Source organism: Pseudoalteromonas sp. XMcav11-Q (genome assembly GCF_040104525.1).
Lineage (GTDB): Bacteria > Pseudomonadota > Gammaproteobacteria > Enterobacterales > Alteromonadaceae > Pseudoalteromonas.
Genome location: NZ_JBECOX010000009.1, coordinates 80,172 through 93,134, shown reverse-complemented (window position 1 = coordinate 93,134; position 12,963 = coordinate 80,172). Strand labels below are relative to the sequence as shown.

Annotated in this window: 14 protein-coding genes and 2 tRNA genes; 11 read left to right on the top strand and 5 right to left on the bottom strand. The window is 42.4% G+C overall.

The features are described from left to right. Positions 1-2: 2 nt before the first annotated feature. Positions 3-1,232: an amidohydrolase family protein gene (locus ABMY45_RS15265; RefSeq protein ID WP_174168963.1), complete on the top strand. Its 1,230-nt coding sequence runs from the start codon at positions 3-5 to the stop codon at positions 1,230-1,232. Between the two features lie 299 nt (positions 1,233-1,531). On the opposite strand, the gene ABMY45_RS15260 is transcribed toward ABMY45_RS15265, so the two are convergent. Genes ABMY45_RS15260 through ABMY45_RS15240 form a run of 5 tightly spaced genes read right to left on the bottom strand, consistent with a single transcriptional unit; the run spans position 1,532 to position 3,548 of the window. Next, a complete protein-coding gene (locus tag ABMY45_RS15260; protein ID WP_045989037.1) occupies positions 1,532-1,861 on the bottom strand; it encodes a TusE/DsrC/DsvC family sulfur relay protein in 330 nt (109 codons plus the stop codon). Positions 1,862-1,866: 5 nt separating this feature from the next. After that, positions 1,867-2,121, bottom strand: a complete 255-nt coding sequence (locus ABMY45_RS15255) for a DsrH/TusB family sulfur metabolism protein (protein ID WP_174168962.1) — start codon at positions 2,119-2,121, stop codon at positions 1,867-1,869. Then, positions 2,118-2,477 (bottom strand): DsrE family protein, encoded by a 360-nt coding sequence (locus tag ABMY45_RS15250; RefSeq protein WP_174168961.1) that lies wholly within the window; start codon positions 2,475-2,477, stop codon positions 2,118-2,120. Before ABMY45_RS15250 ends, ABMY45_RS15255 begins: the two co-directional genes overlap by 4 nt. Continuing rightward, positions 2,474-2,827, bottom strand: coding sequence for a sulfurtransferase complex subunit TusD (gene tusD / locus ABMY45_RS15245; protein ID WP_010604621.1), 354 nt, complete (start codon positions 2,825-2,827; stop codon positions 2,474-2,476). Before tusD ends, ABMY45_RS15250 begins: the two co-directional genes overlap by 4 nt. A 55-nt stretch (positions 2,828-2,882) precedes the next feature. Continuing rightward, positions 2,883-3,548 (bottom strand): Bax inhibitor-1/YccA family protein, encoded by a 666-nt coding sequence (locus ABMY45_RS15240; RefSeq protein ID WP_010604622.1) that lies wholly within the window; start codon positions 3,546-3,548, stop codon positions 2,883-2,885. Between the two features lie 297 nt (positions 3,549-3,845). Between ABMY45_RS15240 and ABMY45_RS15235 the strand changes: the two genes are divergently transcribed. The 10 genes from ABMY45_RS15235 (at position 3,846) to ABMY45_RS15190 (ending at position 12,840) form a co-directional block, all read left to right on the top strand. Continuing rightward, positions 3,846-3,936 (top strand) — tRNA-Ser (locus ABMY45_RS15235). Positions 3,937-3,978: 42 nt separating this feature from the next. Then, a tRNA-Ser gene (locus ABMY45_RS15230) sits at positions 3,979-4,069 on the top strand. A gap of 172 nt (positions 4,070-4,241) precedes the next feature. Continuing rightward, entirely contained in the window at positions 4,242-4,619 is a 378-nt protein-coding gene (locus ABMY45_RS15225; RefSeq protein WP_211868821.1) for a hypothetical protein, read from the top strand. 121 nt (positions 4,620-4,740) lie between these two features. Continuing rightward, positions 4,741-5,199, top strand: coding sequence for a GAF domain-containing protein (locus tag ABMY45_RS15220; protein WP_010604624.1), 459 nt, complete (start codon positions 4,741-4,743; stop codon positions 5,197-5,199). Next, on the top strand, positions 5,199-5,477 hold the full coding sequence (locus ABMY45_RS15215; protein WP_102056709.1) for a hypothetical protein: 279 nt from the start codon (positions 5,199-5,201) through the stop codon (positions 5,475-5,477). Before ABMY45_RS15220 ends, ABMY45_RS15215 begins: the two co-directional genes overlap by 1 nt. A gap of 15 nt (positions 5,478-5,492) precedes the next feature. Continuing rightward, positions 5,493-6,143: an RNA chaperone ProQ gene (gene proQ, locus ABMY45_RS15210; RefSeq protein WP_010604625.1), complete on the top strand. Its 651-nt coding sequence runs from the start codon at positions 5,493-5,495 to the stop codon at positions 6,141-6,143. A gap of 10 nt (positions 6,144-6,153) precedes the next feature. Further along, positions 6,154-8,190, top strand: coding sequence for a carboxy terminal-processing peptidase (gene prc / locus ABMY45_RS15205; protein WP_349289097.1), 2,037 nt, complete (start codon positions 6,154-6,156; stop codon positions 8,188-8,190). Positions 8,191-8,415: 225 nt separating this feature from the next. Then, positions 8,416-9,897, top strand: coding sequence for a Na+/H+ antiporter NhaC (gene nhaC / locus ABMY45_RS15200; RefSeq protein ID WP_010371552.1), 1,482 nt, complete (start codon positions 8,416-8,418; stop codon positions 9,895-9,897). Positions 9,898-10,032: 135 nt separating this feature from the next. Further along, entirely contained in the window at positions 10,033-12,618 is a 2,586-nt protein-coding gene (pepN, locus tag ABMY45_RS15195) for an aminopeptidase N (RefSeq protein WP_349289096.1), read from the top strand. Further along, positions 12,619-12,840 (top strand): DUF2835 domain-containing protein, encoded by a 222-nt coding sequence (locus ABMY45_RS15190; protein WP_010604628.1) that lies wholly within the window; start codon positions 12,619-12,621, stop codon positions 12,838-12,840. Positions 12,841-12,963: the final 123 nt, after the last annotated feature.

The window sequence follows — 12,963 nt, the reverse complement described above, 5'->3', positions numbered from 1 at the left end:
AGATGAAAACCATGAAACTAACCATGATCACTAGCGCATTGCTAGCTCACTCTGTTGCTTTTGCCAATGTTACCGCAATTACTAATGCAACGATCCATACCGCGACAGATGCTGGCGTACTTGAAGGTGCGACCTTAGTTATCGAAAACGGTAAAATAAAAGCGATTAACCCAGATAACGTGACTGCTGATGTAACGATTGATGCCAGCGGTAAGGTTGTGACTCCAGGTTTTATCGGCTCAATGAACCAACTTGGTTTAGTTGAAGTTGGTGCTGTTGCTGCTTCTCGTGATGCAGGCGATGACGATGCCGGAGTAGATTTTGATGCAAGCACCGCATTTAATCCACGTAGTAGCTTAATTGCCTATGCAAGAAAAGGCGGTGTAACGCAAAATTTTGTTGCACCTTGGGGTGGTAAAAGTGAGTTTGCAGGGCTTGGTTTTGTTGTTGACTTATCTGGTGAATTTAACAGTGTGACCGACAAGCAAACAGCGTTAATTATTCATCTGGGTGCCAAAAGCAAAGGGTCTCGTGCAAAAGCGTTAGATAACGTTGTTAAAAAGTTTGAAGCACAGCAAGAAAAGCTTGCTAAGAAAGACAAAAAAGACGAGGGAAAACCGAGTTCAGAAGAACAAGTGTTAACTCAAGTGCTTGCGGGTGATATGCCTGTGATTGCGACGCTTTCAAGAGCGTCGGATATTCTTGAAGCGATTAAGCTAAAAGAAAAGTTTGGTTTAGATCTGATTATTCAGGGGGCAGATGATGCGGTAGTGGTCGCTGAGCAATTAGCTGAGGCGAAAGTACCAGTTATTTTGAGTGCGGTATCAAACCTACCAGCTAGCTTTGACTCAATGCATGCAAGTCTAGATAACGCAGGTAAGCTTGAGAAAGCAGGTGTCAATGTCATCCTGTCAATTGGTGGTGACGGTAGTCATAACGTCTACCAGCTACGTTTTGATGCAGGTATTGCTGTAGCAAATGGCATGAGTCATGAAGGCGCACTTAAGGCGGTTACCGCTAACCCTGCGAAAGCACTGGGCATTGATGGCGGTGTGATTGAAGCAGGTAAACGTGCAGACATCGTAATGTGGAGTGCGGATCCTTTCGAATTCAGCACCACAATCGATAAAATCTGGATCAATGGTGAGGAAGTGTCTACTGAGTCACGCCACGATAAACTAAGAGACAGATATACGACAGATTCTGATATGCCAAGAGCGTATACGAAGTAATGTTTTTATACAGGGCCTCATTTGAGGCCTTTTTTAGTTCGGTTGTCCCGTCCTAAATAACCTGAGATTTGGGTAAGGAATGAGCTAACTAATTGTTCTTAAAAATAATTAAATTATTTCCTTATCTAGCCAGTGAGTTTTAGGGATAACTCCGCTCTCGCGTCCTGCTACCGCCTAGGTACCTACATCCTTGTAGGCAAGGCGAATTTACGCACCAATAGCAGGCTATTGGAAGTGAATTCAACGCAGTTAGCGCTAAAACTGGCTGCTAGAAAGGCATTAATTATCCGAAGTTCAGGTTAAATACATTTGGCGGGTTTTGGCAACCCCGCTATTTTTGTTGCTTGTTTGGCTGGGCCTTTTGGAAATAACTTATACAAATAGATGCTATTGCCTTTATCCTCACCTAGTGCTTTAGCCATTGCCTTTACCAGCATGCGGATCGCGGGGCTGGTATTGTATTCGAGATAAAAATTTCTCACAAACTCAATGACTTCCCAATGTGCATCTGAAAGCTCAATATTTTCTTCTGCGGCTAGAAGAGGTGCTAAATCTTTAGTCCATTGAGTATGGTCTAGCAAATAGCCTTGTTTATCTGTCTCGATAGTTTGGTTGTTAAATTCTAGCATGATGATTACCAAGTAATTGAATTGTTCATCGTAATGGTCAGCTCAACCCAATCTTTGTCAGAAATAAGCTTTACTCCGGCTTCTGGGACAATACCTCTGGCACTGGCGCAAGTTTGCAGCATCACCACATTTGCATCTCCAGCTGAGATACGCGTTTGACCAAAGCAGCCATCATTACATAATAAAATAGTGTCGTGATGGGATACAAACTGCAGCTGATCGCATGCTTCGATACTAGAAATAATATGTAGCGTACTCATAGTGTCACCACAAAGTCATGTTGTTTGATTAACGCAAGGATTTCATGTTGATTTTTGATTTCAGTATCAACAGCAAGGGAGTGTGCCGATACGTTAAACTCCTCCATAGCTGACTGGCAGGCATAAACTCGCTCGACATCATAAATTTCCAGAGTTTTTAATTGCTTAAACATGTCTTTTAAACCCAGTGTGGGCGCATTGAGGGTTTTCTGGAGCGATAGCACTGCAGGACCGGTAAAAAGCCAACTTACTTGTTGATCAATCGCTGCATAGATTAGTGCGACATCCAGCGCTTCTTTCAGACTATTTTGGTCAAATGGACTGGTTTGAGAAATGATTAACACGTTTTTACTCATTTAAACTGCATCCACTTATCAGACTTACTCGAGATCATGGCAAACTCCGCAAGGCCAGCAACGGTGAAAGGGCTAACGTCTTCGATGCTAACGCCGCGTTTTTCCGCAGCTGTGACACACAGCAACAGGGGGATCCCTTTATCTTTGATGCGTTGCCAAAGTGCGTTGACTTGCAATTCGTCGGAAGCGTGTACGATATTTTGACTGGCGTGATAAACACCATCTTGGTATAGAAAGATACACGCGATTTGATGGTCACTTTTAATAGCGGCATCGACATACCGTTCTAGTAAAGTTAACTTTGACTGTGCAGCTACGCCAAAGTGAACTGATATGGCTATTTGACTCAAATTTTACTCATAAAAAAAGCCCCGTAATGGGGCTTATTTTATCAGAAATTCTGAGTTAGTCATCCGACGCGCCTAAAAGGGCAAGGATACTGGTAAATAAGTTATAAATACTTAAATACAAGCTCACAGTTGCAAGCACGTAGTTTGTCTCGCCGCCATTGATAATTCGGCTTGTATCATAAAGGATAAAGCCAGACATTAATAACACGACTGCCGCGTTAATTGCCATAAACGCGATGCTAGATCCAATGAACAAGTTTACTAGGCTTGAGATAATAACCACGATTAAACCAACCGTTAAAAAGCCACCCATAAATGAGAAGTCTTTTTTCGTAGTTAGTGCATAAGCTGATAAACCGAAGAAAATTAACGCTGTTGTGCCAAGTGCTTGTGCTATCAACATGCCACCATTTGGTAGTGCAGCATAGTGATTAAGCATAGGCCCAAGGCCGAAACCTAAAATACCAGTAAATAAGAATACAAGACCGATAGCAGAAGATGAGTTTGCTTTTTTACCGATAACAAAAAGCAAACCAAATGCAACTAATGAACAAACAATACCGGTAAATGCTGGTAATGCCATTGTCATTGAAATTGCGGCTGTTACTGCACTAAACGCTAATGTCATTGCCAACAGGAAGTAAGTGTTTTTCAACACTTTGTTTGTTTCCATTGTCGACATGACAGGTTTTGCAGTGTTGTATGAATGATTGAATGCCATGATTCAAGCTCCTTAATAAAACATGCTGATCCCAAAAATAACTAAGATAAGAGTATCAATTGTTATATGTTGGGGCAATGATTTCTGGATCAATATCTGTCGTTAATTGGGTCTCTACAGTAATATTTACTCAATACGTAAGACTTTGAATATTTTCAAAAGTTCGCTGAAATATCTAAAATACGCATAATTTTGACTGGTTCTTAGACGATTGAGCCAAATTTTACGCAAATGATCAAATAATTGAAAAAAAAGCTTCACAAGCGCATAGGGATTCTCTATTATTCGCCCCGCTGCGGAGAGATGGCTGAGTGGTTGAAAGCACCGGTCTTGAAAACCGGCATACGTTAATAGCGTATCTAGGGTTCAAATCCCTATCTCTCCGCCACTTATTTTAGATTCGTGCTATTAAGCGTGGATCATAGGTTTTGGAGAGATGGCTGAGTGGTTGAAAGCACCGGTCTTGAAAACCGGCATACGTTAATAGCGTATCTAGGGTTCAAATCCCTATCTCTCCGCCACATTTAAAGCCCTCATATTTGAGGGCTTTTTTGTTTCTGATAACAGAAATCTCCCGTCACCAGTATACTCTCGATACAAATACTTATTAGACCAAAGTCGGCTAGTGCAGAGGCACTGCTTGCACAATACTCAGTAGTGTTGAATGAATAATTAGTGTAGAGAGTGTTGAATATGAAACAAGTTGGCAAAGGAGTAGGGTTCTCTTTATTATCACCGTTAATCGTGGGTGGTGTGCTTGGGATTTACTACAGCTTTACACTCGGTCGCAGTGAGATGTTCTTTAACTTAGTACTCAGCGCAATTTCTAACGCATACATCGTTGGTCTTGCTATGTGCCTATTCGTTGTTCCCGGATATATCCTTATGTTTAGGTACAACAAGGTGCAATATGGTGGTCTGTTAACACTGGGCTTACTTGGTGGAGCGGTATTTAGCTATCTTTTCGCTGCACAATCGGGTGTCGGTTTTATTGTTAACGCCTTAATGTCAATGCTCGCAGCGGGGCTATTCTTGTTTGGTTTGCGGGCAGGTCATCGTAAAACTGAGTGATAATTAACCGAGCAGTCTCAGTTTTACAGATAATTAATACTTTTTCAGTCGAAAAGGTTTTAATTATTTCTCCGAAAGAGTACCTTTAGCTTTTGTCGTTCAATTCGTGAATTTGATGGTAATGCAAAAGCAAGACTTTTATCAGACTTTAGTTAAACAGGCTCAAGGGCTAATCAGTGGTGAACACAATGTGATTGCCAATATGGCAAACTTGAGTGCGCTTTTATTTACAACTCTTGAAGATATCAACTGGGCAGGCTTTTATCTTATGGATAGCGCTGAAGAGTTGGTTCTTGGGCCATTCCAAGGCAACCCAGCCTGCATCCGAATTCCTGTTGGTAAAGGGGTATGTGGCACAGCAGCTGCAACTTGTGAAACGCAATTGGTTGAGGATGTTCATGCGTTTGCAGGCCATATTGCTTGCGACGCAGCATCAAATTCAGAAATCGTGATCCCTGTTTTTAAAGATAATAAAGTGATTGCCGTGCTAGACATTGACAGTCCTAGTCTGGCAAGATTTGACGAGCAGGATAAGATCGGATTAGAAGCGTTAGTTAAAGTGTTTGAGGAAACGCTTTAATGAAAGATATGCTTCAGGTACAAGATTATTTGTTTTCTTACGCCGATGTTGGTGATTGGGAAGGCGAAGAAGAAGTTGTTGCAGAACGCTTAAATGAACTTATTCATCACGCATGGGATTTACTTCCCGAAGATTTAGACTGTGACACAATAGATAGGCTCATAGAAGGTATTTGGGAACATCTTCGCGGTGATTTAGCGCTTCTTGAAGCAGAGATAGAAGAGCTAATTGACTGGGTTACACACTATATAAACTCGTCGCTCGATGAGCAGATGTAATTAATAGGTTTAAAAATGGAAACCACAAACAAGCTAAAAGACACAAATGAAGTATTAGACTTCTTATTTTCAGAATTTCCTAACTGCTTCAAGCAAAAGGAAGGGATTAAGCCATTAAAGGTTGGTATTTTCAAAGATATCGCTGAGCGTATTGAGGGTTCTGACAAAGTCAGTAAAACCCAAGTACGTCAAGCGCTTCGTAAATACACTTCAAACTGGCGTTATCTCGAAGCAGTCACTAAGAACGAGTTTCGTGTAGACCTAGACGGCAATCAGGCTGAAAAGGTTGAACAAGAGCACGTTGAACACGCAGAAAAAGCATTGGCCGAGAGCCGTGCCAAAATGGCTAAGCGTAAAAAGCCGCAGCGTCCAAACAATCGCGATGGCGAAACAAAATCTTACAAAAAGAAACCTCACTCAAGGGATCGTCAAGACCAAAAACGCCCTAAAATGAGTAATAAACCTGCTGAAGTTAAACCTAAGCGCAGTGGTAAAGTTGAACCTTTACCGGCTGAACAGGTCAAGGTTAATAACAAAGTTAAAGTTAAACTTGGTCAAGCGCTTGTTAACGCTACTATCACTGAAGTCAAAAATGATGAAGTGCACGTAGAGCTTGTAACAGGAATGCAAGTTAAAACTAAAGCAGATAGCCTATATATCCAGTAAGGAGTTGTATATGAGTAAAAAGTTACCACTCATTTCCCTAGTCGCCGCGTTCGTATCGAGTGTTACTTTAGCCTCAACAAGCACAGTCACTATTAAGGACTTGCCAGTTCTTAAACCTGAAGCGCAACACACCACGGCTAGTAAACGAGTGACTAACCTATTTACTCGGCAACACTACAAACGCTTCAGCTTTGATGACAGCTTATCGGATAGAATTTTCGATCGTTACGTAGAAGCCGTCGACTTTAACAAGTCTTTGCTTTTGCAGTCGGATATCGATAGTTTTCAACAGTATCGTAAGCAATTTGATGATGCATTGATCTCAGGAAAACTGGGTTTTGCTTATGATATGTTTAACCTAAGCATGAAGCGTCGCTTTGAGCGCTATGATTTTGCCATTGGCTTACTCGACAAAGAAATGAACTTTGACAAAAAAGATGAGTTCATTTTTGATAGAGAAGAGCAAGATTACGCAACCGCGACAAGCGAACTTGACGAATATTGGCGCCAGCGCGTTAAATCTGATGCGCTGCGCTTAAAATTGACTGGGAAAAATTGGGAAGAGATCAAAGAAGTCCTTACCAAGCGCTACAAGAATGCGCAAAAACGCCTAGTCCAAACGAATAGTGAAGATGCATTCCAAGTAATCATGAATGCGTTTGCACGCAGCATTGAAGCGCACACATCTTATCTTTCGCCACGCCGTGCCGAACAGTTCAAAATGGATATGGACTTAGAGCTGGAAGGTATTGGTGCGGTATTAAGTTACGATGAAGATTATACTGTGATCCGTAGTTTAGTCCCCGGAGGCCCTGCGGACAAAACCGAAAAGCTTAAGCCAGACGACAAAATCATCGGTGTAGCACAAGATAATAAAGAATTTGTAGATGTTATCGGCTGGCGTTTAGATGATGTGGTCGATCTCATCAAAGGCCCTAAGGGGACCAAGGTTAGACTTCAATACCTTAAAGGTACTGATAGTCACGGGACGCCAAAAGTCGTTGAAATTGTTCGTGACAAAGTAAAATTAGAAGACCGCGCAGTTAAGTCTTCAGTCTTTGAAGCCAAGTATTCTGAGCTACAAAGCAAAATAGGCGTGATAGAAATCCCGAGTTTCTACAATAATCTTTCTCAAGATGTAAAAACTGAAATCGCTAAACTTAAAGAAGCCAAAGTAGATGGGGTGATCATTGACCTTCGTCAAAATGGTGGTGGCTCGCTTTACGAAGCGACCCAGCTATCCGGTTTATTCTTTGACCAAGGCCCAGTTGTTCAGATCCATACCGCTTACAATCGTGTCGAAAGTCAACAAGATAGGGATGGCATTACCTTCTACGATGGACCTTTGACTGTTTTAGTTGATCGCTACAGTGCATCGGCATCCGAGATTTTTGCTGCTGCGATGCAAGACTATGGCCGAGCAGTAGTGATTGGTGAGCAAACCTTTGGTAAAGGCACCGTGCAACAACATCGTGGCCTCGGTAAAAATTACGATTTATTCGAAAATCCTTTGGGAAGTGTAACCTACACGATTGCGAAGTTTTATCGTATCGACGGTGGCAGTACACAGCATAAAGGCGTGATCCCTGATATCTTGCTACCATCGGCAATTAACCCAGAAGAGTGGGGAGAGAGCCAAGAGGATAATGCGTTGCCTTGGGATAGTATCGTTCGTGCAAAATATGCGAGCCTCGATAATTTGTCGCCAACTATCCAATACTTGAGTAAGCGCCATGATGAGCGAGTAAAAGCAGAGCCAGAATTCGAATATATTTATAAAGATATTGAAGAATACAAAGCGCGCAAGGACGATAAGGCGATTTCATTAGTTGAAGCTGAGCGTATCAAAGAGCGTGAAGACCGCGATGATCTGGTATTAAAACGCACGAATGAAAGGCTGAAACGTCTCGGTTTAGAGCCAGTTAAAGATTTGGACGATGCACCAGAGGTTATTTCAGAATTAGACCCTTACCTTGAAGAGGCTGCGCTTATCACGCAGGACCTAATTTCATACGGGCGGGTAGCCAAAAACGAAGTTAAAAAATAAATAAAAGGCGCTTCAAGCGCCTTTTATTATGCCTTTTACACTTACTTTTACTTACCTAATTTTGTTATCATCTGCCAGATTTTCTAAGCTGATACTCTTTTGAGGCTTTTTGAGAATGGTGCGTGGCTCGACCACTGGCAACCTAGCTACTCAAAACGGCTCAAAACGGTATACTGCAAATAAAATAATTATAAGCATGGGTCGTCGTGCGTAGGAGTATTCCTTTTGAAACAACAAAAACAGCCGTCATTTATTGACGCCCTTATTCCGATCACATTGTTGGTCGCTTTGCTCGGTGCTGCGGTGTACCTCTATGGTGACAGCTCATCATCAGGTCCAAATCAAATAGCCCTACTTTTTGCAACATTCACTGCGGCGCTTGTCGGTCTAAAAAACGGTTTTACGTGGAAGACGCTTGAAGAAGCGATGATAAAGGGGATAACTATCTCTCTTGGTGCTATTATCATTTTATTGATGGTAGGTGCCTTAATCGGTACTTGGTTGCTGTCTGGAACAGTCCCAACACTGATATATTACGGACTACAAATTATCAATCCAAGTTGGTTTTATGCCGCGAGTTGTTTGATTTGTGGAATTGTGGCGATGAGTATAGGCAGCTCATGGACGACGGCCGCAACCATAGGTGTAGCGCTACTAGGTGTCGCGACGGGGCTTGGCTTAGATCAGGTCGTAACCGCGGGTGCAGTCATTTCAGGTGCTTATTTTGGCGATAAGTTAAGCCCATTATCTGAAACCACAAACTTAGCGCCTGCAGTTGCCGGTAGTGATTTATTTGATCATATTCAGCATATGCTTTGGACCACAGTACCTAGCTTTGTAATCGCACTTATTATATTTATTGTCATGGGCTTTAATGCTGAAGCGTCAAGTGAAGCGGGGCGAATAGATGAAATTGTGTCGATACTACAAACTAACTTCAACATTAACCTGCTAATGCTAGTTCCTTTGCTGGTGCTGCTTGGGCTTGCTATCAAGAAGATGCCCGCTTTTCCGGCGATTTCAATCGGCGCGGTGATGGGGGCGATATGGGCAGTGCTGTTCCAAGGAGACCTTATTGCAAGTCAAATTGATGCTAGCCAAGGTGAGTTAGTGGGCTATGTGAAATTGGTGTGGGCAACTTTCTTTGACGGTTTTGCGTTGCAAACAGGCGATGCAAAAATGGACGATTTGCTAAGTGGCGGTGGCATGTCATCAATGCTAACGACAACTTGGCTGGTGATGACGGCATTGATGTTTGGTGCCATTATGGAAAAAACTGGCTTACTTGATGTCTTCGTACGCAGCATTCTTAAAATTGCAAAAAGCACAGGCTCACTAATTGCCTCGACTATTGCAACTTGTATTGGTACAAATCTAGTTGCCGCGGATCAGTACATCGCGATTGTTGTTCCTGGTCGTATGTTCAAAGAAGAATACAAAAAGCGCGGTTTGAAGAGTGTAAACCTCTCACGTACGCTGGAAGATGGTGGCACAATCACCAGTCCACTGATCCCTTGGAACACCTGCGGCGCATATATGCAGAGTGTACTACTGATCAATCCGTTTGATTATGCCATGTACGCATTTTTTAACTTGATCAATCCTGTGCTGGCGGTCATCTACGCGTATCTTGGTATCAAGATCCTTAAGATTACGCCACCAACAGTAAACGCGGAAGAACCAAATGAGAAAGCAGGGCAAGCGTAAAATAGCGCATTTGCAATCTTGATCAGGCCTTTTCCAACAGGTCAAGTAGAAATTAAACGCCTATCCTTAGAATTGGCGATATCAAATTTGTTTTATCACTCGCCCCTTTTTGGGGCGTTTTTGTAAGGACTATATATGACTCAAAAACCACAAGCCAAATTTCTTAAAGATTACCTTGCACCAAGCCATACCGTTGATACGCTTTGCTTGACCTTTGAGTTAAGCCCAAGAAATACCTTAGTGACTGCTGTAAGTCAGTTTGTCGCTGTGAGCGATGCGACACAATTAATTTTGGATGGTGTCGACTTAGAGTTAGTATCTTGTCAGGTAAATGGTGAAGAGTGGCAAAGCCTTGAAGAATCTGACTCAGAATTGATTCTTTCTAACTTGCCAAAGGCCTTTGAGCTTAAAATTGTCACTAAAATTTCGCCGCAAACAAACACCTCACTTGAAGGCTTATACCTCTCTGATGGCGCTTATTGTACGCAATGTGAAGCGGAAGGTTTTAGAAAAATCACCTACTTTATGGATAGACCTGATGTACTGACGACTTATACGGTGACGATCATCGGTGAGTCAAAGTATCGTTACTTATTATCAAATGGCAATAAAGTTGAAGAAGGAAGCTTAAGTGACGGCAGACATTTTGCAAAATGGCACGATCCGCACAAAAAACCAAGCTACTTGTTTGCCTTGGTTGCTGGCGATTTTGATGTATTAGAAGACAACTACAGCACTAAGTCGGGTAGAGAGGTGAAGTTGGCGTTATTTGTCGATAAAGGCAATTTACATAAAGCTCCCCATGCTATGACGTCACTAAAAAAGGCCATGGAGTGGGATGAGTCAAGGTTTGATTTGGAATACGATCTCGATATATACATGATTGTCGCGGTTGATTTTTTCAATATGGGGGCAATGGAAAATAAAGGTCTGAATGTTTTTAACAGTGCCTGTGTGTTGGCAAGCCAAGAGACTGCGACAGACCGAGACTTTCACACCATTGAATCGATAGTTGGACATGAATACTTCCATAACTGGACTGGGAACCGGGTTACTTGCCGTGATTGGTTTCAGCTTAGTTTAAAAGAAGGCTTAACCGTATTTAGAGATCAGGAGTTTAGCAGCGATCTAGGTTCTCGAGGCCTAAACCGTATTGACGCGGTAATGGCGATGCGTACGCATCAGTTTGCAGAAGACGCGGGGCCAATGGCACATCCGATAAGGCCACAGCAAGTTATTGAAATGAATAACTTCTATACCGTAACTGTTTATAACAAAGGTGCTGAAGTGATCCGTATGATGCACACCTTATTGGGGGAAGCAAACTTCCAAAAAGGGATGAAGCTCTACTTTGAGCGTCATGACGGACAAGCTGTGACGTGCGATGATTTCGTTAATGCAATGATGGATGCTTCTGGTGTTGATTTAACGCAATTTAAACTATGGTACGAGCAATTCGGCACGCCAAGAGTAAAAGTGGCTACCGAGTATGACAAACAGGCACAAACATATGCGATTACGGTGAGCCAAAGCCATGCTGATTGCGACCCCGTAAAAGCGCCACTGCATATTCCTTTTAAGCTAGAGCTTTTGGATGAGCAAGGTGAAAGCATTCCGTTGCTAACAAAGCACGGAGAAATACAACGAGCGTTAGATATTACTGAATTTGAACAGCGGTTTGAGTTTGGGCAAGTTGTAAGTAAACCAGTTCCTGTATTACTAGAAGATTTCTCAGCACCTGTGCTTATGGAGTACAGCTATACTATTGATGAGTTACTACACATATTGCGTTTTGCACGTAGTGATTACGCTCGTTGGGAAGCAGTGCAGCAAATCTTTATGATTGAAGTTAAACGAGCGGTTACGTCAGACGACTTCGCACTGGATTCAAAAGTCCTCGGTGCATTGTCCTCATTGGTGGAAGCGTTAGATGGAGACCTTGCGCTACTGGCTGAGCTATTGACTTTACCAACGTTTGATACGTTAGCCAGTCAATTTGAAATTATCCCAGTAGACAAACTCGTTTCAATTTCTGATGCATTTGAAATGCAAATTGCGCAATCACTGCAATCGGTGTTTGAACACGCTTATTTATCTTTGCAAGACTCAGGCTCATTAGAAGCAAAGGATGTCGCGATCAGAGCCTTTAAAAATAAAGCGCTTTATTACTTAGCGAAAACAGATTCCGATAGTGTTGACAGCGCGCTAGATAATCAATTTTCATCAAGCAATATGACCACTAAGTTGGCATCATTAAAAGCAGCCGTCGCCGCGCAGCACACAAAGATGGAAAGCTTGTTCAGTCAATTTGATAGTCAATGGCGTCACGATAGTCTAGTCATGGACAAATGGTTTGCATTAAGTGCAAGCTTATCCAACGACGAGGTGATATCGAATATAAATACGCTTTATGCGCATCCTTGTTTTGACAAAGGCAATCCTAACCGTGTTCGCGCATTGATAGGAAGCTTCGCAAGAACTAACCCTGCGCAATTCCATCGTACAGATGGTAAGGGCTATGCGTTATTGGGAGACCTATTAGTGGAGCTAAACAGTATCAATCCACAAAATGCGTCTCGTATGATCACGCCGTTCATGTCATGGAAGCGTTATGATGAAACGCGCCAACAACTGATGCGGGCACAGTTGAGTCGTTTGGCTAACTTAGAAGGCTTAAGCGACGACTTATATGAGAAGGTAGAGAAGGCGCTAGCGCAGTAGATGAAAGAGTACTTCTTTTACATGGATTTGAGTTATGACAAGTGCCTCGGTTACTACTACGGGCACTATACTTCAGTGCAAGTGATTGAAGATGGGGGCAAGAGTATTCGCTTCCCCGCAGAGCGTATTCGCCCCTTTATTTCATCAATTGGGATCAGGGGGAGATTCCGTCTCATCTTGGATGATAGCAATAAGTTTCTATCGTTAGAAAAAGTCACTTAATCGAAGTAGAACTGCAAAACATATTTTATTTTTGTTAAATGAGTTTGTTATAAGCTTGAAATACGTGTTATAAATTATCTGGTAGGACGTCTTACCAAGAGTAAAATACGCCCCTAGAGGCGA